At 62.8% G+C, this 25,032-nt stretch carries 22 protein-coding genes and 1 other RNA gene; 7 read left to right on the top strand and 16 right to left on the bottom strand.

The features are described from left to right. Positions 1–98: 98 nt before the first annotated feature. Together pgeF and M0D64_RS11875 are read right to left on the bottom strand one after the other, a co-directional pair. On the bottom strand, positions 99–947 hold the full coding sequence (pgeF, locus tag M0D64_RS11880) for a peptidoglycan editing factor PgeF (RefSeq protein ID WP_266257829.1): 849 nt from the start codon (positions 945–947) through the stop codon (positions 99–101). Then, the gene (locus M0D64_RS11875) at positions 944–2,230 is read right to left on the bottom strand and encodes an RluA family pseudouridine synthase (protein ID WP_266238932.1); all 1,287 of its coding nucleotides are present in this window, start codon (positions 2,228–2,230) and stop codon (positions 944–946) included. Before M0D64_RS11875 ends, pgeF begins: the two co-directional genes overlap by 4 nt. A 38-nt stretch (positions 2,231–2,268) precedes the next feature. Between M0D64_RS11875 and M0D64_RS11870 the strand changes: the two genes are divergently transcribed. Continuing rightward, entirely contained in the window at positions 2,269–3,129 is an 861-nt protein-coding gene (locus M0D64_RS11870; protein WP_154563081.1) for an outer membrane protein assembly factor BamD, read from the top strand. A 105-nt stretch (positions 3,130–3,234) separates the two neighbouring features. Here the strand turns inward: M0D64_RS11870 and rlmD are convergent, their stop codons facing one another. The 6 genes from rlmD to surE all read right to left on the bottom strand — a co-directional run bounded on the left by rlmD (position 3,235) and on the right by surE (position 9,496). Next, complete coding sequence (gene rlmD, locus M0D64_RS11865) at positions 3,235–4,653, bottom strand: 23S rRNA (uracil(1939)-C(5))-methyltransferase RlmD (RefSeq protein ID WP_266257828.1); 1,419 nt, start codon at positions 4,651–4,653, stop codon at positions 3,235–3,237. 189 nt (positions 4,654–4,842) lie between these two features. Then, positions 4,843–5,619 carry a 3'-5' exonuclease gene (locus M0D64_RS11860; protein WP_154563079.1) on the bottom strand — a complete coding sequence of 259 codons (777 nt, stop codon included), beginning with the start codon at positions 5,617–5,619 and terminating at the stop codon, positions 4,843–4,845. Between the two features lie 4 nt (positions 5,620–5,623). Beyond that, entirely contained in the window at positions 5,624–6,694 is a 1,071-nt protein-coding gene (gene rpoS, locus M0D64_RS11855; protein ID WP_054039479.1) for an RNA polymerase sigma factor RpoS, read from the bottom strand. Positions 6,695–6,705: 11 nt separating this feature from the next. Then, positions 6,706–7,632 carry a peptidoglycan DD-metalloendopeptidase family protein gene (locus tag M0D64_RS11850; RefSeq protein WP_154563077.1) on the bottom strand — a complete coding sequence of 309 codons (927 nt, stop codon included), beginning with the start codon at positions 7,630–7,632 and terminating at the stop codon, positions 6,706–6,708. 5 nt (positions 7,633–7,637) lie between these two features. Further along, complete coding sequence (locus M0D64_RS11845) at positions 7,638–8,741, bottom strand: protein-L-isoaspartate(D-aspartate) O-methyltransferase (RefSeq protein WP_171925733.1); 1,104 nt, start codon at positions 8,739–8,741, stop codon at positions 7,638–7,640. Continuing rightward, positions 8,738–9,496, bottom strand: a complete 759-nt coding sequence (gene surE, locus M0D64_RS11840) for a 5'/3'-nucleotidase SurE (protein WP_266238930.1) — start codon at positions 9,494–9,496, stop codon at positions 8,738–8,740. Before surE ends, M0D64_RS11845 begins: the two co-directional genes overlap by 4 nt. A gap of 201 nt (positions 9,497–9,697) precedes the next feature. On the opposite strand from surE, the gene M0D64_RS11835 reads away from it, so the two are divergent. After that, complete coding sequence (locus M0D64_RS11835; RefSeq protein WP_154567868.1) at positions 9,698–10,672, top strand: NADPH:quinone oxidoreductase family protein; 975 nt, start codon at positions 9,698–9,700, stop codon at positions 10,670–10,672. Between the two features lie 99 nt (positions 10,673–10,771). Here M0D64_RS11835 and M0D64_RS11830 read toward each other — a convergent pair whose 3' ends face one another. The 8 genes from M0D64_RS11830 to ffs form a co-directional block, all read right to left on the bottom strand. Then, positions 10,772–11,596 (bottom strand): ABC transporter permease, encoded by an 825-nt coding sequence (locus tag M0D64_RS11830; protein WP_093632649.1) that lies wholly within the window; start codon positions 11,594–11,596, stop codon positions 10,772–10,774. 137 nt (positions 11,597–11,733) lie between these two features. Next, positions 11,734–12,546 carry an ABC transporter ATP-binding protein gene (locus M0D64_RS11825; protein ID WP_266257827.1) on the bottom strand — a complete coding sequence of 271 codons (813 nt, stop codon included), beginning with the start codon at positions 12,544–12,546 and terminating at the stop codon, positions 11,734–11,736. Positions 12,547–12,651: 105 nt separating this feature from the next. Next, entirely contained in the window at positions 12,652–13,689 is a 1,038-nt protein-coding gene (locus M0D64_RS11820) for an ABC transporter substrate-binding protein (protein ID WP_266257826.1), read from the bottom strand. A gap of 46 nt (positions 13,690–13,735) precedes the next feature. Then, positions 13,736–14,974: a CaiB/BaiF CoA-transferase family protein gene (locus M0D64_RS11815; protein ID WP_266257825.1), complete on the bottom strand. Its 1,239-nt coding sequence runs from the start codon at positions 14,972–14,974 to the stop codon at positions 13,736–13,738. 122 nt (positions 14,975–15,096) lie between these two features. Then, positions 15,097–15,693, bottom strand: coding sequence for a recombination mediator RecR (recR, locus tag M0D64_RS11810; protein WP_172170184.1), 597 nt, complete (start codon positions 15,691–15,693; stop codon positions 15,097–15,099). Positions 15,694–15,927: 234 nt separating this feature from the next. Beyond that, complete coding sequence (locus M0D64_RS11805; protein ID WP_007182071.1) at positions 15,928–16,254, bottom strand: YbaB/EbfC family nucleoid-associated protein; 327 nt, start codon at positions 16,252–16,254, stop codon at positions 15,928–15,930. A 63-nt stretch (positions 16,255–16,317) separates the two neighbouring features. After that, positions 16,318–19,110: a DNA polymerase III subunit gamma/tau gene (gene dnaX / locus M0D64_RS11800; RefSeq protein WP_266257824.1), complete on the bottom strand. Its 2,793-nt coding sequence runs from the start codon at positions 19,108–19,110 to the stop codon at positions 16,318–16,320. A gap of 208 nt (positions 19,111–19,318) precedes the next feature. Beyond that, an RNA gene (gene ffs / locus M0D64_RS11795) (signal recognition particle sRNA small type) lies at positions 19,319–19,417 on the bottom strand. Between the two features lie 444 nt (positions 19,418–19,861). Here ffs and trxA point away from each other — a divergent pair. From trxA to M0D64_RS11770, 5 genes are all read left to right on the top strand, one after another. Further along, positions 19,862–20,188, top strand: coding sequence for a thioredoxin TrxA (gene trxA / locus M0D64_RS11790; protein ID WP_054039468.1), 327 nt, complete (start codon positions 19,862–19,864; stop codon positions 20,186–20,188). 236 nt (positions 20,189–20,424) lie between these two features. Next, a complete protein-coding gene (gene rho, locus M0D64_RS11785) occupies positions 20,425–21,693 on the top strand; it encodes a transcription termination factor Rho (protein ID WP_006048863.1) in 1,269 nt (422 codons plus the stop codon). A gap of 207 nt (positions 21,694–21,900) precedes the next feature. Next, positions 21,901–22,452: a MerR family transcriptional regulator gene (locus M0D64_RS11780; RefSeq protein ID WP_266257823.1), complete on the top strand. Its 552-nt coding sequence runs from the start codon at positions 21,901–21,903 to the stop codon at positions 22,450–22,452. Then, on the top strand, positions 22,449–24,005 hold the full coding sequence (locus M0D64_RS11775) for an MFS transporter (protein WP_266257822.1): 1,557 nt from the start codon (positions 22,449–22,451) through the stop codon (positions 24,003–24,005). The genes M0D64_RS11780 and M0D64_RS11775 overlap by 4 nt, the downstream gene beginning before the upstream one ends. Before the next feature lie 15 nt (positions 24,006–24,020). Then, on the top strand, positions 24,021–24,854 hold the full coding sequence (locus M0D64_RS11770) for a zinc-dependent peptidase (protein ID WP_266257821.1): 834 nt from the start codon (positions 24,021–24,023) through the stop codon (positions 24,852–24,854). Positions 24,855–25,032 lie beyond the last annotated feature (178 nt).

Raw genomic sequence — 25,032 nt, 5'->3', positions numbered from 1 at the left:
GCCGGTCGAGGCAACGGCGAGAAGCGCCACGGCCGCATGATTGCGCTGACAAAACAAAGCGCCATCATGCGGCCGTGCGTGGATGATTGAGTGCCGGACTAATGCGTAGCCTGATCGTCCAGCCAGATCAGCGCGGCCATGCGCCCTGTCTCGCGATCACGGCGATAGGAATAGAAACGATCACGTTGCGTGACCGTACACAGATCGCCGCCAATAACGCGCGTCACGCCGAGCCGTTGCAAGCGCAAACGCGCCAGCGCCGTGAGATCGGCGAGATATTTGCCGGGGTTTTGCGGATGCGTAATGAATGCATTCGCGGTGGCGTCGCGTTGTACGCCGTCCACGCCGTTCATGAAGGCGTCACGCACATCTGCACCCACCTCGAATGCGTCCGGTCCGATCGCCGGACCCAGGTAGGCATGCAACGATGCGGCCTCCACGCCGGCGAGAGCGGCGACGCGCTGCGCGGTCTGCTCGACGATACCCGCGGCCAAACCACGCCAGCCGGCATGGGCCGCGCCGACCGCGCGTCCCGCTTCGTCGCACAACAGCACCGGCATGCAATCGGCGATCATCACGACACACACCGTGCCGGGCCGATCGGTGACGCTAGCGTCCGCTCGGGTCGGCGTACCGCTTGCATGAGTCTGCGCGATCGCATCTTCCGCGCGCACGATGCCCGCGCCGTGAATCTGTTCGAGCCACGCGGCCTCGCCTACGCCTGCCAGACTCAGCAAACGTGCGCGATTGGTTGCGACCGCGGCGGGATCGTCACCGCTTTTCATCCCCAGATTCAGGCCGCCAGGCTGGTCAGCGCCATCCTGCCAACGGCCGAACGGCGGCTCGCTCACGCCCCCGTTGCGCGTGGTGACGAGCGCGCGCACACGCGGCGACACGTTCCATGCGGGTTGCACAACATCGGCAAAGCTCAGCGCGGGCAAGCTCATGCGTGACCGTCCTCGTCGTGTTCGTCGTCGTGATCCTGGTCTTCGTCGTGATCGTCGTCGCTGTGTGCGCCGTCTTCATCGATGTCGTCGTCCAGCGAAGCGTCGTAGTCGTCTTCCTCGTAGTACGTCTCGTCGAACTCGCCTGCATCGTCACGCCCCAAGCCAAGCGCCGCCGACAGCACCTGCATGTCTTCCGGTGCATCGGCGCGCCATTGCATGGTCCGGCCGGTTTTCGGGTGGATCAGACCGAGGCGCCATGCATGCAACGCCTGACGCGCGAAACCGTCCGGCAACGGCGTCACCGAGCGCTTGCCGCGCGCGCGCCCATAAATCGGATCGCCGAGCAGCGGATGGCCGATATGCGCACAATGCACGCGAATCTGATGGGTGCGACCGGTTTCCAGATCGCAATGAATCGCGGTGACTGGCTGACGCTGCCAGATCGCCGTGTCCACGCGCCGGAAATGCGTGCGTGCCGCTTTGCCCGATGCGCTCGTCACCACCGCCATGCGCGTGCGTTCGCGCGGATCGCGGCCAATCGGCGCGTCGATCGTGCCTTCTTCGGGCATGTTGCCCCACACCAGCGCGAGATAACGGCGCTTCACCGTGCGTGCCTGGAGCTGGCGCACCAGATCCGTCTGCGCCTCGAGCGTGCGCGCCACCACCATCAGTCCGGACGTTTCCTTGTCGAGCCGATGCACGATACCGGCGCGCGGCAGGCCTGCCGCGGCGTCGCCGTAGCGGTACAGCAGGCCGTTAAGAACGGTGCCGCTCCAGTTGCCGGCCGCCGGATGCACAACCATGCCGGCCGGCTTGTTGATGACCACCAGCGTGTCGTCCTCGTAGACGATCTCGAGCGGCACCGGCTCGGGCGTGAACGCGAGTTGCTCAGGCAGCAGATCGGGCACGAGCTCGATTGTGGCCCCAAGCGGCACCGGCTGACGGATTTTGGCCGGTTTGCCGTCGATGCGCACCCGCTCCGATTCGATCCAGCTTTGCAGCCGGTTACGTGAAAACTCAGGAAAGATTCGGGCGAGCACCTTGTCGAGGCGTTCGCCGGCCAGTTCGTCGGGCACGACGACGCTGCGCGGCGACTCGTCCGCCACAGGGCTCGCCACCGTCGGCACCCTGCTTTGCGGGCCGGCAGCGGCAAGCGCGTCGCTGCCGAGATCGTCGTCGAGTGAATCGACGCCCAACGCGTCGGAGGGGTCAGCGCTTACGCTATAATCTTTGTTGCTATTCCCGGCACCGGTTGCGGCGCCTGGAGTATTTGAGCGGGTCATTGAGTCTGGGTCACCTGGACGTAAAGCTAGACTGGAAAATGCGAGCCTTGAACACCATCACTAAAGCGGCGATCAATTTGGCGGTCATCAAGAAGATGGCCCGGAAAGTGGCCGGATACATTGCGTGCGCCGCAGCCGTCGCCGTTGTTGCGGCTTGCCACGGCCTGCCGGAAAAGACCGACGAGACGGCTACGTGGAACAACAACAAATTATATACGGAGGCGAACGACGCTCTGACCGGTGGTGATTTCGGCAAGTGCGCCAAGTATTTCGAGATGCTCGAAGGCCGCGATCCGTTCGGCCACTTTGCCCAGCAAGCGCAGATCAACGTCGCGTATTGCAACTGGAAAGATAACGAAAACGCCGCCGCCGACCAGGCGATCGACCGCTTCATCCAGCTACACCCGGATCACCCGGACATCGCGTACGCGTACTACCTGAAGGGCATGATCCACTTCAACGACGACCTCGGTCTGTTCGGCCGCTTCTCCGGTCAGGACATGAGCGAGCGCGATCCGAAGTCGCTGCGCGAGTCGTATGACGCGTTCAAGATCGTGGTCGACAAGTACCCGAACAGCAAGTATGCGCCGGACGCCGCGCAACGCATGCGCTATATCGTGAACGCGCTGGCGTCGCACGAAGTCCACGCGGCGGATTATTACTACCGCCGTGGCGCGTATGTCGCCGCGATCAACCGCGCGCAACTGGCGCTGAAGGAATACAAGAACGCGCCGGCTATCGAAGACGCACTGCACATCATGATGCTGTCGTATGAGAAGCTGAACCAGCCGCAAATGGCCGACGACACGAAGCGCATTCTGGCCGGCACCTTCCCCGACAGCCCGTACATCACGGGCCATGCAAGGCCGGGTAAGGAAAAGTCGTGGTGGCAGTTCTAAGCCTCGACTAGCTGCCTGAAACAGAAACGCCACGACTTCGGTCGTGGCGTTTCTGTTTGTGCAGCGCCGTCAGCCTATGCAGCACCAGCCGGCAACCGGGCGCCCTCAGTCCCGTTCGAACAACGCAATCGACTCCACGTGCGAGGTGTGCGGGAACATGTTCACCACGCCGGCGCCCACCAGCCGGTAGCCGGCCTCATGCACCAGCAGGCCCGCATCGCGAGCGAGCGTGGCTGGCGCGCACGACACGTAGACGATACGCTTGGGCAACGGCCCATTGCCGCTCTGCGCAATCTCCGCGAGCGCCTTGGCGACAGCCAGCGCACCTTCGCGCGGCGGGTCGATAAGGAATTTGTCGAAATGGCCGAGCGCGCGCATATCGTCGGCGGTGACTTCGAACAGGTTGCGGCAAGCGAATGAGGTATGCCCCGCCACACCGTTCAGCTCGGCATTGGCAAGCGCGCGCGAAGTCAGCACGTCACTGCCTTCGATACCCACCACTTCCTTTGAAATCCGCGCGAGCGGCAGCGTGAAGTTGCCGATTCCACAAAACAGGTCGAGTACCCGGTCCGTGCTGGCCGGGGCCAGCAGACGCAATGCGCGGCTCACCAGTACGCGATTGATAGCGTGATTCACCTGGGTGAAGTCGGTCGGCTTGAACGGCATCCGGATGTTGTATTCCGGCAGCGTGTAGTCGAGTTGCATGTCGAGCGGATAGAACGGCGTCACCGTGTCAGGACCGCCCGGCTGCAACCACCACTGAATCTTGTGTTCGTCGGCGAAATCGCGCAGCACCTGCTCGTCGGCGGAGGTGATCGGCGCGAGATTGCGCAGCACCAGCGCTGTGACGGATGAGCCGACCGCCAGCTCGATCTGCGGCATACGATCGTAAATCGACAGCTTGCGGACCATGAAGCGCAGCGGCATCAGCATCGCCGACACATGCGGCGGCAGTATCTCGCAGGTCTTCATGTCGGCGATATAGCTGCTCTTCTTCTCGTAGAAGCCGATGCGCATGCCGCCCTTTTCCGGCAGATAGCGCACCGCCAGACGCGCGCGGTAGCGGTATCCCCAGGCCGGCCCGTGAATCGGCCGGAACACGGTCTCCGGACGCAACTTCGCCAGATGCTGGAAATTGTCTTCGAGCACACGCTGCTTGACGGCAATCTGGGCGCGGATGTCGAGATGCTGCATCGAACAGCCGCCGCAGATATCGAAGTACGTGCACTTCGGCTTGGTGCGAAGCACGCTTTCGCGGAATACCTGGACGACCTCAGCCTGCTCGAATTTCGGCTTGCTGCGATGCGTCGAGTAGCTGACACGCTCGCCGGGCAACGCGCCGTCGACAAAAATCACCTTGCCGGGCGTGCCGTCTTCGCTCTCGATGCGGCCCACGCCGCGCGCTTCCATGTCGAGCGACACGATTTCGATGATCGGCTCAGTGCCGGTAATGACGTGCGCTTTCGCCGGAGCGGGCGCCTTCTGGCGCTTCGGCGAGCGACGTTGCGGGGCAGTTCGGGACACCTGCGACTTCCTGACAAACTTGGGGGAAAGGCGAGATTGTAGACGAAGCGCCGCGTCCACCGATCGCTTCGATCACGATTAGCATAAGGCGAACCCTGGCGCTTGCGCACGACTTCGCACTACGGCGGCTGCCGTCAAGCACGTTAGTGTGCGGCGAACGACTTCGTTACAACAAGACTGATAAACCGCTTACTGATCGAATGCGGCCAGATACTCGGCCCATTGCGGCGCCGCTTCCAGCGCCAGCGCATTTTTGACCAGGTTGATCTCGTCAGCATACTCTTCGGCCGAAAACGCGCCGCGGATGAGCTGGAAGCGGCAATACAGCAGGTACGTATTGACGACGTCGGTCTCGCAATAATTGCGGATTTCCTCGATACGGCCTTCCTGGTAAGCGTGCCACACCTGGCTGCCGTCCATCCCCATCTTGCCTGGGAAGCCGCACATCTTCGCGAGCGCGTCGAGCGGCGCATTGGCGCGCGCCTGATACATCGCCAGCACGTCCATCAGATCGGTGTGACGCGAGTGATAGCGGCTGATGTAGTTGTTCCACTTGAACTCGCGGTCGTCCTCGCCGAGATCCCAGAAACGGGAGGCCGGAATGCCGTTGACCAGCGCGCGGTAGTTCAGCACCGGCAGGTCGAACCCGCCGCCGTTCCACGACACGAGTTGCGGCGTGTACTTTTCGATCACACGATAAAACGACTGCACGAGCGCCGCCTCGCCGTCTTCCAGTGTGCCGAGCGAGCGGACACGGAAACCGTTGTTGTCGCGGAACACGCAGGAAATAGCCGCGATCCGTTGCAGGTGGTGCGGAAGGAAATCGCTCCCAGTCTTTTCGCGGCGCGCCGCAAAAGCATGCTCGGCGACTTCGGCGTCGCTCAGCGTGGCGGGCAGATCTTCGAGGCGGCGAATGCCGGCGACATCGGGAATCGTCTCGATGTCGAAAACAAGAATCGGTGTCATCAGGTTATAGAACGGCGTCTTTCCGAACACCGTTGGAGGCAAAGAAGCGCTTCAGCCGCACCAGCGCTTCCTGTTGGATCTGGCGCACACGCTCGCGCGTGAGGCCCATTTCGTCGGCCAGCTCTTCGAGCGTGGCGGGCTCGATATGGTTCAGCCCAAAGCGGCGCTCGATTACATGACGATGCTTGTCCGACAGGCGCGCGAGCCACGCGCGTGTAAGCGTTTCCAGCTCGCGATGCTGCACTTCGGCGTCCGGCGACTGGCTTTGGTCGTCGGACAGCAGATCGAGCAGGCTGCTCGCCGGGTCGAGATCGAGCGGCGCATCGAGCGATGCGGTGTGTTCGTTCAGCGCGAGAATGTCGGTGACTTCGTCGGTGGTCTTGCCGGTCAGATACGCGATGTCGTCGATACTGGCGTCGCGGCGCTCGGCTGCTTCGCCGGAATTCATCGAATTCTTTTCCAGATGGCGCTTCGCGCGCAGCACCTGGTTGAGCTCACGGATCACGTGCACCGGCAAACGCACCGTGCGCGCCTGGTTCATGATCGCGCGCTCGATGCTTTGGCGAATCCACCAGGTGGCATACGTCGAGAAACGGAAGCCGCGCGTCGGATCGAATTTCTCGATGGCGTGCATGAGGCCGAGATTGCCCTCTTCGATCAGATCGAGCAGCGGCACACCGCGATTCAGGTAACCCTTTGCGATGCTGACGACGAGCCGCAGATTGCGCTCGATCATCACTTGCCGCGCTTCGAACTCGCCCGCCTTCGCCAGACGCGAATACTTCTGCTCTTCCTCGACAGTCAGGAGCGGCTTGACGCTGATGCGGTTCAGGTAGTGCTGAATCGTGTCGGCCGTCAGCTCGGCTTGCAGAAGCGCGCGGAAGTCGTCTGCGTCGGCAGGAACTTCGCGGGCCTCGCTGGGTTCTTCCGCGCCACCCTGACGTTCGTCGAGATCGCGCTCCTCTGCGATCTCTTCTTCAACTTCCGAAGCGCCGCTTTCCTCCACCGAAGCGGGCGTGACGCGGCTAATCGTCTCAGACTCGGCTTGCGGCAGGCGGCGCTTCGATTTCGGCATGGTCGTATCGCTTATTGCGGCGGCAAATACTTCAGTGGGTCGACAGGTTTACCCTGACGGCGAACTTCGAAATGCAACATCACGCGGTCGGAATCGCTATTGCCCATCTCGGCGATCTTCTGCCCTTTGGTCACCGCATCTCCCTCTTTTACCATCAAAGCGCGGTTGTGTGCATACGCCGTGAGATAAGTTGCATCATGCTTGATGATAATGAGATTGCCGTAACCACGCAGCCCATTTCCGGCATAAACCACGCGCCCATCCGCAGAAGCCTTAACCGGATCGCCAGCCGCGCCGCCGATATTAATACCCTTGTTGGTCGAATCGTTGAACGTGCCGAGCATCGGTCCACGCACAGGCCATGAGAACGCGACGTTGCCGGATGCGCCGGCGCTCGAATCGCTCGCAGCACCCGGGTTGGCCGGCGGCGTTAGCGAGGCGTTGTTCGCACCCGAACCATAGATCGGCGGCGCCGCGACGCCCGCTGCGGCACCCGTGCTGCCAAGCGGCGCGCTCTGCACCGTGCCACCGTTGCCGATCGGCGCCGTCGACACGCCCGGCGTCAGCGCGGCGGTGTTCGCGCCTGGCGGCACGACGCGCAGCAACTGATCGACTTCGATCTGATTCGGGTTAGTGAGATTGTTCCACGTCGAAATATCGCGGTAGTTCTGGCCGTTCTCCAACGCGATCCGATACAGCGTATCGCCCGGCTTCACGCGGTAGTAGCCCGGCGGCGGCGGTCCGAGCGGCACGGCCGGCTGCTGCGCGGCCTGCGTGCCGAGCGCACCGCTGCCGGAACGGTCGACGACCGGCGCCTGATCGAGGCGGGTCGCACAGGCCGACATCAACAGGGACAAGGCGAGCACGCACACGCTACGCTGGGTTACGGTCATGGGGGTAGTCAGTCTGGTTCTTTGCATCGCGCGCAACATACTCATCGGTGTCAAATCACTCCGGATTTTAAGGGTACAAAGAAAACGCGATCAAGCCGCGACTCGCGCCACTGCGCGGGTCCGAGGCGTTCGACCAGAGTCAGCACCTGGTTCTGGCCTTCCTGCGAGCCGACCGGCGCGACCAGACGGCCGCCGATCGCGAGTTGTTCAAGTAATGCTTGCGGTACGTCGAGCCCGGCTGCGGCGATCACGATCGCGTCGAACGGCGCCGCCGACGGCAACCCCAGGCGGCCATCGCCGTAGTGCAGCCGGATGTTCGGAATGCGCAGCGGACGCAAGTTTGTCTTCGCGCGTTCGGACAGCGGTTTAATGCGTTCGATCGAGTAAACATCGCGTGCGACCTGGCTCAGCACTGCCGCCTGATAGCCGCAACCGGTGCCGATTTCGAGCACGTTGTTCAACGCGCGGCCGGCGGCCGCCAGTTCGATCATCCGCGCGACCACGGAGGGCTTGGAGATCGTCTGGTGATGGCCGATCGGTAACGCGGCATCTTCGTAGGCCTGGGCTGCGAGGCCCGGGTCGACGAACATGTGGCGCGGCACCACCGACATCGCGTTCAACACGCGCTGATCGGTTACGCCGTTCGCACGCAGGCGTTCGACCATCCGTTCGCGAACCCGTTCCGAAGTCAGTGCCAAAGCGCCGTTCAACGCGACATTCGGCACAGCGGCGCGCTCGTTGAGTTTGGCGGCGGGCTTGTTCACCGGCGCCGGTTTTGGCGCGGCGCGCGCAGCCGAACCTTGCCCGACGGTTGTTGCGTGTGGTTTGGCCTGCAGTTTGGCTTGCGGCTTGGCCTGAGCGCTGACAGGCGAGTTCAGCGTCGAGTTCACCGGCGCCTTGATCGGCGCCTTCGCCTGCGGCTTTGCTTGCGATGTCGCTTGCGGTTGGGCCTGTGCCCTCGCCGGCGACTTCGCCTGGGTCTTCCCCGCAGAGCCGAGCGGCGAGTTCTTCGCCGGTTGCTGGCGTGCGTTCAGCGCCGCGCTCGCGGCAAGTGCCGCCGCGCGCACTTCGCCCGGACGCCCTTCGGGTCGGCGCGGCTCGCGCACCAGGTCCTCGAGGCCGAGCGGAAAGCGCTTTGCGCGCTCGCTCGTCATGAAGCGCCGCTGCCGGCGCGCGCCCAGTCGCGCGCTGCAGGCAGCATTTGCGTGTGGGTCAGGTCGAGTTGCAACGGCGTGATCGACACCTGACCGTTGGCGACAGCATGGAAATCGGTGCCTTCGCTCGCGTCACGCGCGCTGCCCGACGGGCCGATCCAGTAGATCGGCTCGCCGCGCGGGTTGGTCTGGCGGATCACCGGCTGCGATGGATGCCGCTTGCCGAGACGCGTGATATGCCAACCGCCGAGTTGCTCATACGGCAGGTTCGGTATATTGACGTTCAGGAGCGGATACCCCGGCAACGGCTGCTTGAGGTAGTGCGCGACGATCTCGGCGGCAACACGCGCAGCATCTTCGAGATGCACCCAGTCTTTGTCGACCAGCGAGAAAGCGATGGCCGGCACGCCGAACATGATGCCTTCGGTAGCGGCGGCGACGGTGCCCGAATAGAGCGTGTCCTCGCCCATGTTCTGGCCGTTGTTGATGCCCGACACAACAAGGTCTGGCGTGTGGTCCAGCATGCCCGTCAGTGCGATGTGCACCGAGTCGGTTGGCGTGCCGTTGACGTAGTAGAAACCGTTCGCCGAGCGCAGCACTGAAAGCGGACGCGACAGCGTCAAGGAATTGGACGCGCCGCTGCAGTTCTGCTCGGGGGCCATCACGGTGACGTCCGCGATCGGCTTGAGCGCTTCGTAAAGCGCGGCAAGGCCGGGCGCCAGATAACCGTCGTCATTGCTGAGTAGGATTCGCATGCGGCGATTGTAACCGAGGAAAGAAGGCACGCGAACGACACGGCAGGCCGTGCGTGCATCCCATGCAAAGCGCACGCGCCGAGCCCCGCGCCGATGAGTATCGACCGCTCACGAACTGGCTTCGAACAATAAAAACGCACGGTCGTGCGGATTGTTTTACACTCAGAATGGTTGCGAACCCCTGATCGATATGGAGACACGATGCGCGCGATTCGCTGTAATCAATATGGACCGCCGGAAAGCCTGGTCGTCGAAAATCTGCCTGACCTCGAGCCGCCGCCCGGCCATGTCGTGATCGACGTCAAGGCCGCGGCCGTCAACTTTCCCGATGTGCTGATCATCGAGAACAAATACCAGTTCAAACCGCCCCTGCCCTTTACGCCCGGCTCGGAAGTCGCGGGCGTCGTGCGTGCGGTCGGCGCCGGTGTGACGCAGTTCAAGCCCGGCTCTCGGGTGGTCGCGTTTACCGGCTCGGGTGGCTTTGCCGAGCAGGCGCTGGCGCCGGTCACGGCGTGCGTGCCGCTGGCGGACGGCGTCGACTTCGAACTGGCCGCCGCGTTTACGCTCGCCTATGGCACATCGCATCATGCGGTGGTCGATCGCGGCCAGTTGAAGGCCGGCGAGACGATGCTGGTGTTGGGCGCGGCGGGCGGCGTCGGACTCGCCGCGGTCGAAATCGGCAAGGCGCTCGGGGCACGCGTGATCGCGGCGGCGTCGACCGACGAAAAGCTCGCCACCTGCGTGAAGCACGGCGCGGACGCTACCATCAACTACAGCACCGAAGACCTGCGCGAACGCATCAAGGCGTTGACCGACGGCAAGGGTCCGGACGTGATCTACGATCCGGTCGGCGGTGTGTATGCGGAACCGGCGTTTCGCAGCATCGGCTGGCGCGGGCGTTATCTGGTGGTCGGCTTTGCGAACGGCGAGATCCCGAAGTTGCCGCTCAACCTGACGCTGCTCAAAGGCGCGAGTCTGGTCGGCGTGTTCTGGGGCGACTTTGCAAAACGCGAGCCGCAACACAATCACGCCGCGTTCGAGCAGATGACCGGCTGGATCGGTGAGGGCAAGCTCAAGCCCTATGTGTCGGAACGTTATTCGCTCGAAGACACCGGCCGCGCGTTGCGCGATATGGCGGAGCGCCGAGTGATCGGGAAGGTGGTGATTACGCCTTAAGCGCAATGCGCTGGCGCTCCTTTGAGCGGCAAGAAAACCAAAAACGGCGTGCGGTTTAAAACCGCACGCCGTTTTTGTTGAGCCTTCAGGAATGTGGGGCTACAGCTTTTCCGTATCACCCGACTTCGGCTGCCACTTCATCAGCCGCCGCTCGCCAATCCCGACAATGGCATCGAGAATCAGCGCGAACGCCGTTAACACCAGAATCCCGGCAAACACTGTGTTGATATCGAAGGTGCCTTCGGCTTGCAGAATCAGATAGCCGACGCCGCGCGCCGAGCCGAGATATTCCCCCACCACCGAGCCGACGAACGCCAGGCCCACCGACGTGTGCAGGCTCGAAAACACCCAGCTCATCGCACTTGGCAGGTAGACAAAGCGCAGCAACTGCTTGCGATTCGCGCCGAGCATGCGCGCGTTGGCAAGCACGACCGGGCTCACTTCCTTCACACCCTGGTAGACGTTGAAGAACACGATAAAGAACACCAGCGTGACGCCCAGCGCCACCTTCGACCAGATGCCGAGGCCAAACCACACGCCGAAGATCGGAGCGAGAATCACGCGCGGCATCGAGTTGGCGGCTTTGATGTACGGATCGAACAGCGCGCTCGCGAGCGGCGACAGTGCAAGCCACAGACCGACGCCGAGCCCGAGCGCGGTGCCGAGCACGAACGCTAGTACCGTTTCGACCAGCGTGATCCACAGGTGGAGGTAGATTTCGCCGCCCGTGAACCACTCCCAGATGCGCTGCAGCACCTTCTGCGGCTCGCCGAAGAAGAACGCGGCCTTGTTCGGGTCGTCGAAATAGAACGCCGGCAGCAGTGTCGGACTGGTCAGCACGTACCAGAGTACGAAGCACAGCACGAGCAGCAGCCACTGCCATATCACCAGGTTCGCCCGGTTCGGGCGCAACGTCTTCCACATGACTCGGTTTGCCTTAGACGATTGATCGACGCCAATACAGGACGCAACAAACAGGACTTAACTACGGGACGCATCACAGGACCTAACTACGGATATCCGTACGTGCCGCCACGCCACTAAGCAACTGCGCGCCCCGCTTAAACGGCCGTGAGTTGCTGCTGATAACCCTTGAGTACCTCATCACGCAGCACGCTCCAGATCTGTGCATGCAACTCGACGAAACGCGGATGCGCGCGAATTTCGGCGACGTCGCGCGGACGCGGCAGATCGATTGTGAATTCGCCGATCGGATGCGTGCCCGGCCCCGCCGACAGCACCACCACGCGGTCGGACATCGAGATCGCTTCGTCGAGATCGTGCGTGATGAACAGCACCGCTTTGCGTTTCGCGGCCCACAGGTCGAGCAACTCGTTTTCCATCAACTGACGCGTCTGGATATCGAGCGCGGAAAACGGCTCGTCCATCAGGATGATGTCGGGATCGAGGATCAGCGTCTGCGCCATCGCGACGCGCTTGCGCATGCCGCCCGACAGTTGATGCGGATAACGGTCGCCGAAACCGCCGAGGCCCACGCGCTTCAACCACTCGTCAGCTTTGCTGCGCGCTTCGGCCGGCGGCACGCCGTGAAATGCGAGCCCGGCCAGCACGTTGTCGATAGCCGAGCGCCACGGCATCAGCGCGTCGGCCTGGAACATATAGCCGGCGCGCCGGTTGATGCCCTTGAGCGGTTCGCCGAACACACTGATCGTTCCCGACGACGGTTCCAGCAACCCCGCGCCGACGTTCAACAAAGTGGATTTGCCGCAACCGGTCGGGCCGACCACCGAGACGAATTCGCCCGGCGCGATGCGCAAGGTCGTGTCCTTGACCGCTGTATAGCGCTGCGCGCGGTTGTCCCGCGCTGCGAAGGTGCAGGTGATGTTGTCGAGCGCCAGGGCGGCAACGGTCATCGTTCGACTCGCTTCGAAGATCGATTTCGGTTTGTCATGTCGTCATGACAACGGTGGTCGAGGCGAATGCGGCACGTGCCGTCCTTCGCCCCCTGCTGACGGTACTCAGGCCTTGACCGTGGCCAGTGCTTTCTTGACGAAGTCGTTGGTCCACGTCTTCGACAAATCGATTGGCTTGCCCTGCACGTTCGGGTCGAACGCCTGCAGGGTTTTCAGCGACGTGGCCGGGCCGTCGGCGGGCATCAGACCGTCCGGCGACATGGCCTCCTTCACGTGCTGCCACGCGTCCAGATACACCGCGCGGTCGCCGAGCAGATAGCCTTCCGGCACGGTATTGATCAGCTCGCTGCCGGTTGCCGTTTGCAGCCACTTGAGTGCGCGCACCATCGCATTGGTCAGCGCCTGAGTGGTGTTCGGATTCTTCGTGATGAAGCTCTGCGACGCGTACAGACACCCCGCCGGCATGTCGCCGCCGAACACACTGCGCGTATCGGCCAACGTACGCGTGTCCGACACGACGCGAATCTCGCCGGTGCGTTCGAGCTTGGTCATCACCGGGTCGAGATTGGCGATGGCGTCGATCTGCCCCGACTGCAGCGCCGCGATGGCACCCGCCCCTGCGCCCACCCCGATGAACGAGACATCTTTCGCGGTCAGTCCGGCTTTCGCCAGCACGAAACTCGCCATGATCGAGGTCGACGAACCCGGCGCGGTCACGCCGATTTTCTTGCCTTTCAGATCGGCGATCGACTTGTAGTTCGGTATCGCTTTCTTCGATATCGCGAGCACGATCTGTGGCGCGCGCCCTTGCAGCACGAATTCGCGGAACGACTGCTTTTGCGCCTGCAACAGCAAGGTGTGTTCAAACGCGCCGGAGACCACATCCGCACTGCCGCCCACGGCTGCCTTCAGCGCTTGCGAACCGCCGGCGAAATCCGAGATTTCGACCTCGAGCCCTTCGTCCTTGAAATAATTGCGGCGCTCGGCAATCGTGAGCGGCAAGTAATAGAACAGGTTCTTGCCGCCGACGGCGATCGCCACCTTGGTGGTTTCGGGCTTGCCCTGTGCGAAAGCGAACGGCGTGGCGGCGAACGTGGCGCCCGCGAGCGCCGCGCTACCGGCGAGGAAGGTTCTGCGTTGCATGCTCTCTAGTCTCCGAACTTTTGTTGTCTTTTTGCCGCGCGCTCACTTACACAATCTGTTGCGCATGCAACCTTGCAATGTGGTCAGAATCATAACCCAGTGATTGAAGGACTTCATCGGTATGTTCACCCAGTTCCGGGCCTAGCCAGCGCGTCTCGCCGGGCGTTTCCGAGAGTTTCGGCGTCACCGACGGCAGCGTGATCTCCTGACCGTCCTGCCATTTGAAGCGCTGGATCATCTGGCGCGCCATGTATTGCGGATCGGTGAACATGTCCGCGACGCTGTAAATCCGGCCGACCGGCACGTCGGCGGCGTTCAGCACGGCGAGCGCTTCGTCGATGGTGCGCGTGGCGAGCCATGCGGCGATCGCGCCGTCGATTTCCTGGGTACGCGGCACGCGGCCGTCGTTGTGCGCGAGCGCTGGATCGTTCGCCAGATCTTCGCGTTCGATAGCGATCATGAGGCGCTTGAAGATCGGGTCGCTATTGCCGCCGATGACGATGCTGCCATCGCGGCACGGATAGGTGTTCGACGGTACGATCCCCGGCAGCGACGCGCCGGTGCGCTCGCGCACCATCCCGTACACGCCGTACTCCGGCACCACGCTCTCCATCATGTTGAAAACCGCTTCGTACAGCGCGACGTCGACGACCTGCCCTTTACCGCCATTCACCTGCTTGTGATGCAGCGCCATCAACGCCCCGATCACGCCGTGCAGCGCAGCAATCGAATCGCCGATCGAAATGCCGATGCGCGGCGGCGGCAAATCCGGATAGCCGGTGATGTGGCGCAAGCCGCCCATCGATTCGGCGATCGCGCCGAATCCAGGCCGGTCGCGATACGGCCCGGTCTGGCCGTAGCCGGACAGACGCACCATCACGAGCCCGGGGTTCTCCGCCGACAGGACGTCATAACCGAGCCCGAGCTTCTCCAGCAAGCCCGGCCGGAAATTCTCGACGACGATGTCAGCTTCTTTCGCCAGACGCCGCACGATCTCCTTACCCTCTTCGGCTTTCAGATTGATCGTGACGGATTTCTTGTTGCGCGCCTGAACGGCCCACCAAAGCGACGTGCCGCCGACCTCCGGATAAAGCTTGCGCCATTTGCGCAACGGGTCGCCGCCTTTGGGATCTTCGATCTTGATGACATCGGCGCCGAACTCGCCGAGAAAGCGCGCGGCGAACGGGCCGGCGATCAGCGTGCCGAGCTCGAGCACCTTGACGCCGGCGAGCGGGCCTTTCGGCGTGGCGGTGGCGTTGGCGCTGTGATCGGGATTGACGCTCATGTGTCTCCTCTGTGTTCTGTGCTTGCCTCGGCGCGGCGCGGCTGGACGTGTTGCGGAGCGGTCCTGCCCGGCGCGCTCGGGTATTGCAGGCGCCGCGACATGGCGCTGCCGGTTACGTCGCGCTACATCGAGCGCCGGTCGAGCATTGCGCGGGCGATCGTGCCGGCGTCGACATACTCGAGTTCGCCGCCCACCGGTACGCCGCGCGCGAGGCGCGTCACGGCAAGACCGCGCGCCTTGAGCGTCTGCCCGAGGTAATGTGCGGTGGCCTCGCCTTCGTTCGTGAAATTGGTTGCGAGCACGACTTCCTTGACGATGCCATCCGACGCACGCTTGACCAGGCGGTCGAAATGAATCTCCTTCGGGCCGATGCCGTCGAGCGGACTGAGCCGCCCCATCAGCACGAAATAGAGGCCGCGATAGGTCATCGTCTGTTCGAGCATGATCTGGTCGGCAGGCGTCTCGACGACGCACAACAACGTGGGATCGCGCTCCTCATCGAGGCAGACCTCGCAGATCTGCGCTTCGGTAAAGGTGTTGCACTTCTCGCAGTGCTGCAGATGTTCAGTCGCGAACAGTAACGAACGGCCGAGTTTCTCGGCGCCGTCGCGATCGTGCTGCATCAGGTGGTACGCCATGCGTTGCGCGGATTTAGGCCCGACACCGGGGAGCACACGCAGCGCTTCGACGAGCGCCGACAAGGCGGAAGGTTGTTTCATGCGGATCGGCGGTGTCGAAGTGGGTGTTGCCCGGTATGGCCCGGTATGCGGGTGGCGATGCGGTTGTTTCTGGTTGTTGCTATCAGCTCGACGACAGAACTGAACTGCCCCGATGCAAACTTGCGCGCACCGGGAACTGCGAACTGAGCAGGTATTTGAACGAGCCCGGCTCGCGTACTCAACTCATGCCGCGGTCAAAGCCGCGGCATGAGCCCCTTCCTGCAGCGACGTCGCTCAGAACGGCAGCTTGAAGCCCGGCGGCAGCGGCAGACCCGAGGTCATACCGCCCATCTTTTCCTGAGCGGTGGCTTCGGCCTTGCGCACGGCGTCGTTGAACGCAGCGGCGACCAGGTCTTCCAGCATGTCCTTGTCGTCGGCGAGCAGGCTCGGATCGATCGATACGCGGCGCACGTCGTTCTTGCAGGTCATCGTCACCTTGACGAGACCGGCGCCCGACTGTCCTTCGACTTCGATCAATGCAAGCTGCTCCTGCATCTTCTTCATGTTTTCCTGCATCTGCTGGGCCTGCTTCATCAGCCCGGCGAGTTGGCCTTTCATCATGGACATGCTCCTTCTTGATAGCGTGAAATCCGGAAAATCGGGGGCGCCGCAAGGCGCGGCGAATCAGTGAGCGGACGGCGCGCCGTTCGGGCCGGCGTCCTGCGTAATCGGGCGGATCGAACCGGGCACGATGCTCGCGCCGAACTCGCGGATCAGCGACTGCACAAACGGATCGGCGCCGATTTCGCGCTCCGCTTCCTGCTGGCGCTGAGCGCGCATGGCGGCGTCGTGCGCGGCCGCCGTGCGGCGCGCCGGGCCGACTTCGACCAGGACGTCGACGTTCTGGCCGAGCTTTTCCGCGAGCGCGGCTTTCAGTTTAGCGACCTGCGAGGCTTCCGCGTACTGCGGCACCGGCACGTTCAGCTTCAGCGTGTTGCCTTCGAGTGCCATCAGTTCGCTGTTGAACGCGAGCTGATACGAAATGCCCTTGAGCGGCAGGTCGACTGCGAGCGCGGGCCAGTCGCCCTGGAAACCCAGCGGATCGAGCGACACGGCGGGCGGCAACGGCCGCTTGTCGACTACGGGTGCGGGGGTCGACGCAGGCGTGGCATTCACGCGGACGTCGTCGGGTCCGCTGTCGAACACCGGCATGTAGTTGTCGTCCGGCAGGCCGTAATAGCCTTCGTCCGCTGCCGTGAGCGGCATGTATTCGTCGGGCGGCATGTCGTCCCACGGCGCGCTCGACGAGCCGTTCTGCTCCGAGGCTTGCGGCGACGGTGCACGTGCCGCCGGAGCGGCGTCCTGTTGCGGCGCGCGGCGCGGGGCGCCCGGTGTCGGCACATTGACGACCACGCGGGGGGCGGCGGGCTTCGGCGTGGCTGGGGCTGCAGCGGGCTTGGCGGCGGAGGCTGCCGCCGTAGCGCGGCCACGGTCCGACGACACTTTCAGGCCAGCGCTGCGCAATACGTTGAGCGCGTCGCTCGCGCCGCCTGCGCGGCGCGGCGGGATGTCGGCTGCAGGAGGCGATTCTTGCGATGCTCTCGCGGGTGCGGCCTCTTCTGCCCGTGCGGACGCGGCTGGGGCTGGAGCAGCGAGCGGAGACGCGGGAGAAGATTCCTGAGGCGCGGCGGGAGTGGGTGCTTCGTTCCAGGCTGGCTCGGTGGGCGCATCGTCCCACGGTGCCAAGGCCGGTGCAGACGCTATTTTCGTTGCTGCGGTCGATTCGGACGCTTCGGTCGCGGACGCCGGCACAGCCGCTACTTTTGCTGCTGCGATCGATTCGTTCGCTTCGGTCGCCGGCGCCGGGGCCGGCACAGTCGTTACTTTTGTTGCTTCGGCCGCTTCGGTCGCCAGCGCCGGCGACGTTGCTTCGGGCATCGGAGCCGCCTGGGGCGCGCTCGTGTCCGTAGGTGCAGACGCCGGATCGCTCAGAACCGGTTTGGCGGACGCTTCTTCCTGCCACGGCGCTAAAGCCGGTGCGGCAATGACGTCAGGCGCCGTGTGCGCAGGCGCCGCGCTCGCTTCGCCGGAAGCGGGCGAAGATGCAGACGCAGACTTGGAAACAATCGACCCTTCACCAATAGCTGGCTTCGGCGCGTCCGCATTTCCAGCAGGTTCCGACGACGCCACGTGCTGCGAATCCGGGATCGTCGTCTTCGCTTCTACCACGTGATTTGCGGAGCGCACCGGCACGGCAGCGGCTGCTTCAACAGCACGCGACGACGCCACCGCCTGTTGCGCAGCGACCGCCGGCGAGCCGGCGCGTTTAGCTCCACCCGCCCCCGCCGGCCCTGCCGCTCGCGCCGCAGCCGCGCCGCCACCACCTCCGGTGGGCGCCGGCTCGAACGCCAGCATGCGCAACAGCGTCATCGTGAAACCAGCGTATTCGTCAGGCGCGAGACCCAGTTCGCTTCGGCCGATAGTCGCAATCTGATAGAACAACTGCACCTGCTCGGCGCTCAACGCTTCAGCAAAACGACGTAGATCACCCGCTTCCGGCCACTCGTCCAACACCGACGACGGCGCGAACTGCGCCCACGCGATTCGGTGCAACAGACTCGCCAGATCCTGCAACGCCGTCGAAAACGACAGGCTGCGCAGCGCCATCTCGTCCGCGACCGACAGCACGGCGGCGCCGTCACCATCGGCAAGCGCGTCGAGCAGGCGAATCAGATAGCTTTGATCGAGCGCGCCGAGCATGCCGCGCACCGCTTCTTCATTCACCTGATTGGCCGAATAGGCGATCGCCTGATCGGTCAGCGAGAGCGCGTCGCGCATCGAACCGTCGGCCGCGCGCGCGAGCAGGCGCAATGCCTGGGCGTCGAACGGCACCTTCTCTTCGCCGAGAATGTGCTCGAGATGCGACACGATATGCCCGGCCGGCATCTGCTTCAGATTGAACTGCAGACAGCGCGACAGCACCGTGACCGGAATCTTCTGCGGATCGGTGGTAGCAAGAATGAATTTGACGTGCGAAGGCGGCTCTTCCAGCGTCTTCAACATCGCGTTGAAAGCGTGGTTGGTCAGCATGTGCACTTCGTCGATCATGTAGACCTTGAAGCGCGCATCGACCGGCGCGTAAACCGCACGCTCCAGCAGCGCCGCCATTTCGTCGACACCGCGGTTACTCGCCGCGTCCATCTCGACATAATCGACAAAGCGGCCTTCATCGATCTCGCGGCACGCGCGGCACACGCCACACGGCGTGGAGGTCACACCGGTTTCGCAATTCAGCGCCTTGGCGAAGATGCGCGACAGCGTGGTTTTGCCGACGCCGCGGGTGCCCGTAAACAGATAGGCATGATGCAGACGGCCACCGTCGAGCGCGTGCGTGAGCGCGCGCACCACGTGCTCCTGTCCGACGAGCGAAGCGAAATCCTTCGGCCGCCATTTGCGTGCGAGAACTTGATAGGTCATCCGGAAATTGTATCAGTAACGATGGCGCGCAAAACCGAATCGAGACGGCGCGCGAACGCGTGTTGCCGCTTCATTGAAACAGGCTAACGGACCGATAGAAAAAAATAGATGAAGCGCGCAAGAAATGCCACTGCGGCGTCTGTGTGACAGCGCTTGGGGTAAACAGGAGATGGGACGTACGGCAGAGGAAAAACAGAAAAAAAAGGAAGGTGACGAGCCTGACCCTCGGCACTGGTGGAAAACGGCTGTGGCTGCTTCGTTCCCGACCTGACCAGGTTGACCATCCCTCCATGCGAGGAGGCCCGTCACGAAACATTCTATCACCGCTTGGCCCGTCGCGCGACTGTTAATACGACCAAACTGACATCGACGCGCCGAATCAGGCGCTTCGTACCATATAGACAATCCCCTCGAATGACGCGTCCGGGTCACTTGAGTTTGCGCTGCCTGCCACCAGATAAGCTGCGTCGCGGTTACCAGAACGTAGCGGTACCTCACCGGCAGCCGTTGGCCCCACTGCCCTTGATGAGTACTATCACCACCGGCAACGCATAGCGAATTAAGCTAAACTGCCGTACGGATGACCCGCAGACGCGAGCTTTCCGCGCATTCCGGAATGGGTCTTTCGACCATTTCAAGCGTGCGCAGGTAAGGCTCCGATTGCGGCAAAGCGAACGGAAGTTTCCCTAGATTTTGACGTATCGTGGCGAGCAATTCAGGCGGGCCTCGAACCGATAGAGGTATTCATACAATGAGCGAATCAATCAAGCATATTAGCGACGCATCGTTCGAACAGGACGTCGTGAAATCCGATAAACCCGTGCTGCTCGATTTCTGGGCTGAATGGTGCGGTCCGTGCAAGATGATCGCGCCGATCCTCGACGAAGTCGCGAAGGATTACGCCGATCGCCTGCAAATCGCCAAGATCAACGTCGACGAACATCAATCGACGCCGGTCAAGTTCGGCGTGCGTGGCATCCCCACTCTGATCCTCTTCAAGAACGGCGCTGTCGCCGCGCAGAAGGTCGGCGCATTGTCGAAGTCGCAACTCACCGCGTTCCTCGACGGCAACCTGTAAAACGGTCGCATCGGCGCGCTCCAGATCCTCAGGACCTTCAGGCGCGCTGCGATAGGCGTGTTGTCCGGCGACAACACGCTTAATAAGAAAGATGCCATGCCGCCGCACTGGCGGAAATTGGCGTGTGCTATGCTAGAATCCGCAAAACGTCGAAAAGACGTGTAAGTCCTTGAGCGGTTCCGCTCACTCTCCTCCCAGATTTCATTTCGTCGCACCTTCTCCTGCGGGTTCTCCGTATGCATTTATCCGAGCTTAAGACTCTGCACGTGTCCGAATTGATCGAGATGGCCAATGGCCTCGAGATCGAAAGTGCAAACCGCCTGCGCAAGCAGGAATTGATGTTTGCCATTCTAAAAAAACGAGCCAAAACGGGCGACACGATCTTCGGCGACGGCACGCTCGAAGTGCTGCCGGACGGCTTCGGCTTCCTGCGCTCGCCGGAAACCTCGTACCTCGCCAGCACGGACGATATTTACATCAGCCCGTCGCAAATCCGCCGCTTCAACCTGCACACGGGCGACACGATCGAAGGCGAAGTGCGCACGCCGAAAGACGGCGAACGCTATTTCGCGCTGGTCAAGGTGGACAAGGTCAACGGCCAGCCGCCGGAGGCCTCGAAGCACAAGATCATGTTCGAAAACCTGACGCCGCTGCACCCGAACAAGGTGCTGCTGCTCGAACGTGAGATGCGCGGCGAAGAAAACGTCACGGGCCGCATCATCGACATGATCGCGCCGATCGGTAAGGGCCAGCGCGGCCTGCTGGTTGCGTCGCCGAAGTCCGGTAAGACCGTGATGCTGCAGCACATCGCGCACGCCATCAAGCAGAACCACCCGGATGTCGTGCTGTTCGTGCTGCTGATCGACGAACGCCCGGAAGAAGTGACCGAAATGCAGCGTTCGGTGGCCGGCGAAGTGATCGCCTCCACGTTCGACGAACCGGCTGCGCGTCACGTGCAGGTCGCCGAAATGGTGATCGAAAAAGCCAAGCGCCTCGTCGAAATGAAGAACGACGTGGTGATTCTGCTCGACTCGATCACACGTCTCGCGCGTGCGTACAACACCGTCGTACCGGCCTCGGGCAAGGTGCTGACGGGTGGTGTCGACGCGAACGCGCTGCAACGTCCGAAGCGCTTCTTCGGCGCGGCGCGCAATATCGAGGAAGGCGGCTCGCTGACCATCATCGGTACCGCGCTGATCGAAACCGGCAGCCGCATGGACGACGTGATCTACGAAGAGTTCAAGGGCACCGGCAACATGGAAGTGCACCTGGAGCGTCGCCTTGCTGAAAAGCGCGTCTATCCGTCGATCAACCTGAACAAGTCCGGCACGCGCCGTGAAGAACTGCTGATCAAACCCGAAGTCCTGCAAAAGATCTGGGTGCTGCGCAAGTTCATTCACGACATGGACGAAGTCGAGTCGATGGAATTCCTGCTCGACAAGATTCGCCAGACGAAGAGCAACTCCGAGTTCTTCGACATGATGCGTCGTGGCGGCGGCAGCTAAGGCTTAAGCCGCCAGGCTGCGCCAGAAGTAACCAACCGCTCCGCATAAGAAAACCGCTCGCTGCAAACGAGCGGTTTTTTTTCGCCCGCGGCATCTGCAACCATACACGGGCACCGCGCTCATCCAAATGCAGACGATTCCGCCAACCTGAACGTGAACGTACACGTTGCACTATAATGCGTTAGTCCATCCAGCCCGCAAACTCTTATGTCAAAGGACTCGCCCACGCTGCTGACCGTGCGAGACGCCGCCGAGCGCCTCGGCGTCACACCGCGCACACTGAAATACTACGAGGAGCGAGGCCTTGTCTCGCCTGGCCGCAGCGAAGGCCGCTACCGGCTGTACGACGAAGAAGACCTCAAGCGCTTCGGCCGCATTCTGCGTTTGCGCTCACTCGGTTTCTCGCTGCATGGCGTCACCGAGATGCTCAAACGCCCGCTCGAAGCCGTCGACGGCGGCCATCGTTACTCGCAGGAATCGCTGCAGCAGATTCGTGACGCCCTCGCGCAACAGGTCAACGCCCTCGACACGCGCATCGAGGCGATGCGCCGCGAACTCAAGGAAGCACAGAAGCTGCGGACCGAGTTGGCGCCCGACCTCGACTATCTCGAGCGCCGCCTCGCGGGAGAAAACGCCGACGTTCTGCTCGAGCAACGGCGCAACGCGCGCGCCGCGGCGGCGGCGGGTCCGTCCGCGAAACGCCGGAAGACACCGGATGAAGCAACGCCCGGTGCCTCAGAGCCAGACAAATCCGCATGAACGCCACGTCCTCTCGCGTACCGTTGTTTAGTGCCGCAAAACTGCGCGGAGATTTCTTCCCGTGGGTACTGGCCGTCGTCACCGGCCTCGACTATTTCGACAACGCGATCTTTTCGTTTTTCACCAGCTACATCGCGGGCGGCATCAACGCGTCGCCGGATGAACTGGTATGGGCGTCGAGCGCATATGCGGTGGCGGCCGTGCTCGGCATCCTGCAGCAGCAATGGTGGGTCGAGCGCTTCGGCTACCGGCGTTACGTCGCCGGCTGCATGCTGCTCTATTCAGTGGGCGCGATCGCCGCCACATTGTGCGAGTCATCGATCGAACTCGCATTCGCCCGCGGCTTTCAGGGCTACTTCATTGGCCCGATGATGGGCACCTGCCGCATCCTGATCCAGATGAGCTTTACGCCGCGCCAGCGACCCTCGGCAACCCGCGCTTTTCTGGTGCTGATCGTGTTGAGCAGTGCGCTTGCGCCGCTGGTCGGCGGTCAACTGGTCGCGCATTTCGACTGGCGTGCGCTGTTCGCCTGCACCGCGCCGGTGGGTGTACTGTTTGCCATCCTTGCCCTGCTCGCACTGCCCGACACCGGCAACCGTCTGCCGGAAGAGCGCGGCGCGGCACACTTCTGGCCTTACCTGATCTTCGCGTTCGCGCAAGGCGCGCTGCAAATCGTCATGCAACAAGTGCGGTTCCAACTGTTCAGCGCCTCGCCGGGACTGATTCTGCTGACGGTCGCGGGCATCGTCGCGCTTGGCTGGTTCGCGTATCAGCAATGGCATCATCCGGCGCCGCTGATGCGCCTGCACGCGCTGCGCGAAAAGGTGTTTCAGGTCGGGCTCGTGCTGTACATGTTCTACTACTACATCTCGACGGTGTTCAGCTATCTGACGTCGCGCTTTCTCGAGAGCGGCCTCGGCTATCCGGTCGAGAATGCCGGGCGACTGGTCGGCGTGACGTCGCTGATTTCGACGAGCGCGCTGTTCGTCTACCTGCGCTACGCGAAGCTCCTGCCCCGCAAGAAGTGGATCATCGTGCCGGGCTTCGCGGTGGCCGCATTCGCCGCGGCATGGATGACGCGCATGTCGCCAGGCGTGGGCGAAGCCGCGCTGATCGTGCCGATGCTGCTGCGCGGCTTGCTGTTATTGTTCATCGTGCTGCCGGTCGCGAATCTGACGTTTAGAATCTTCGCCATTGAAGAATTCACGCACGGCTACCGGCTGAAAAACATCGTGCGGCAACTGACGATCTCGTTCGCGACGGCCTCCGTGATCATCGTCGAACAACATCGGCAGGCGCTACACCAAGCTCGCCTCGCGGAGTTCGTGAATCCGTACAATCCGTTGTTCCAGAACTCGCTCGCTGCGCTGACCAGCGGCTTCAGTGCCACCGGTCGCTCGCCGTCCGAGGCGCATTCGCTTGCGATAGTGGAAATCAGCCGGACGGTTGCGCAGCAGGCGAGTTTTCTGGCGTCGCTGGACGGCTTCTACTTCCTGATTGGTATTGCGATATGCGGCGGCCTGTTCGCCGCGTGGCAAAAACAGATCGACTAAGGGTTTCATCAGGCCATGCTCTCGAAACTCACCCAATGGTTCGGCACGCGCCGCCGCGACCGCGCGCTGCGCAACTACGCGATCGAAGACGCGCTTTGGCAGGCCACGCTCGACGACCTGCCGTTCCTCGCTCACCTCGAGGCGCCGGATCGCGTGCGTCTGCGCCAGCTGACCAGCCTGTTCATCGCGCAAAAAGAATTTTCGACCGCGCACGAACTCGAACTGACCGACGCCATGACCGTGGCGATCGCCGCGCAAGCGTGTTTGCCGGTGCTGAACCTGAGCCTCGATCTGTATCGTGGATGGGTCGGCGTGATCGTCTATCCGGGCGAGTTCGTGATCCGCAAGACGGTCGAGGACGAAGACGGCGTGGTGCACGAGGTCGAGCAGGACGCGAGCGGCGAAGCGTGGGAAGGCGGCCCCGTCATCCTCTCGTGGGAAGACGCGCAGATGACGGACGGCTCGGACGCCTACAACGTCGTGATTCACGAATTCGCGCACAAGATCGATATGCTGACCGGCGAGGCGGACGGCCATCCACCGCTCATGCGCCGCTGGCATGCACCGCTCGACTCGCAGGCGTGGGCCGACGTTTTCGATCATGCTTACGACCACTTCTGCGCCAAAGTCGACGCCGTGCCGGAGCGCCGCTGGGCACGTTTCGAGCGCGATTCGCTGATCGATCCGTATGCGGCAGACCATCCATCGGAATTTTTTGCCGTTTGCAGCGAGGCGCTGTTCGTCCAGCCGCAGGCCTTCGAGGCGGAGTATCCCGAGCTATACCGCTTGCTGGCGCGGTATTACCGGCAGGATCCGGCGCGGGTCGGACTGACATTTGCTCCGGCTTGACGCCCGCCGCCGCGCAAGCGCCCGCCAGACAAGGGCTTCCGCCCCGCCTGCCCACCCGATACGAATCGGCGCGGCGACGACAAAAACGTGGTGAAAACGAGGCAAACGGCTGCCAAAAAGCCGCAGGGCTGTTAAGTTCTCCCTCCGGCAATAGTGACGGCGCAGTCGAAGTTGAGTG

The organism is Paraburkholderia sp. WS6, assembly GCF_030464835.1.
Classification (GTDB): domain Bacteria; phylum Pseudomonadota; class Gammaproteobacteria; order Burkholderiales; family Burkholderiaceae; genus Paraburkholderia; species Paraburkholderia madseniana.
This window is presented reverse-complemented; position numbering and strand designations above follow the sequence as displayed.

Coding starts and splice junctions, on each gene's coding strand:
- trxA (WP_054039468.1), top strand. CDS start 19,862: ATGAGCGAATCAATCAAGCATATTAGCGACGCATCGTTCGAACAGGAC.
- M0D64_RS11805 (WP_007182071.1), bottom strand. CDS start 16,254: ATGATGAAAGGCCAACTCGCCGGGCTGATGAAGCAGGCCCAGCAGATG.
- M0D64_RS11870 (WP_154563081.1), top strand. CDS start 2,269: ATGCGAGCCTTGAACACCATCACTAAAGCGGCGATCAATTTGGCGGTC.
- M0D64_RS11820 (WP_266257826.1), bottom strand. CDS start 13,689: ATGCAACGCAGAACCTTCCTCGCCGGTAGCGCGGCGCTCGCGGGCGCC.
- M0D64_RS11835 (WP_154567868.1), top strand. CDS start 9,698: ATGCGCGCGATTCGCTGTAATCAATATGGACCGCCGGAAAGCCTGGTC.
- rho (WP_006048863.1), top strand. CDS start 20,425: ATGCATTTATCCGAGCTTAAGACTCTGCACGTGTCCGAATTGATCGAG.
- M0D64_RS11850 (WP_154563077.1), bottom strand. CDS start 7,632: ATGAGTATGTTGCGCGCGATGCAAAGAACCAGACTGACTACCCCCATG.
- M0D64_RS11860 (WP_154563079.1), bottom strand. CDS start 5,619: ATGACACCGATTCTTGTTTTCGACATCGAGACGATTCCCGATGTCGCC.
- pgeF (WP_266257829.1), bottom strand. CDS start 947: ATGAGCTTGCCCGCGCTGAGCTTTGCCGATGTTGTGCAACCCGCATGG.
- M0D64_RS11875 (WP_266238932.1), bottom strand. CDS start 2,230: ATGACCCGCTCAAATACTCCAGGCGCCGCAACCGGTGCCGGGAATAGC.
- M0D64_RS11780 (WP_266257823.1), top strand. CDS start 21,901: ATGTCAAAGGACTCGCCCACGCTGCTGACCGTGCGAGACGCCGCCGAG.
- M0D64_RS11770 (WP_266257821.1), top strand. CDS start 24,021: ATGCTCTCGAAACTCACCCAATGGTTCGGCACGCGCCGCCGCGACCGC.
- rpoS (WP_054039479.1), bottom strand. CDS start 6,694: ATGCCGAAATCGAAGCGCCGCCTGCCGCAAGCCGAGTCTGAGACGATT.
- M0D64_RS11815 (WP_266257825.1), bottom strand. CDS start 14,974: ATGAGCGTCAATCCCGATCACAGCGCCAACGCCACCGCCACGCCGAAA.
- M0D64_RS11825 (WP_266257827.1), bottom strand. CDS start 12,546: ATGACCGTTGCCGCCCTGGCGCTCGACAACATCACCTGCACCTTCGCA.
- dnaX (WP_266257824.1), bottom strand. CDS start 19,110: ATGACCTATCAAGTTCTCGCACGCAAATGGCGGCCGAAGGATTTCGCT.
- M0D64_RS11845 (WP_171925733.1), bottom strand. CDS start 8,741: ATGACGAGCGAGCGCGCAAAGCGCTTTCCGCTCGGCCTCGAGGACCTG.
- recR (WP_172170184.1), bottom strand. CDS start 15,693: ATGAAACAACCTTCCGCCTTGTCGGCGCTCGTCGAAGCGCTGCGTGTG.
- surE (WP_266238930.1), bottom strand. CDS start 9,496: ATGCGAATCCTACTCAGCAATGACGACGGTTATCTGGCGCCCGGCCTT.
- M0D64_RS11775 (WP_266257822.1), top strand. CDS start 22,449: ATGAACGCCACGTCCTCTCGCGTACCGTTGTTTAGTGCCGCAAAACTG.
- M0D64_RS11830 (WP_093632649.1), bottom strand. CDS start 11,596: ATGTGGAAGACGTTGCGCCCGAACCGGGCGAACCTGGTGATATGGCAG.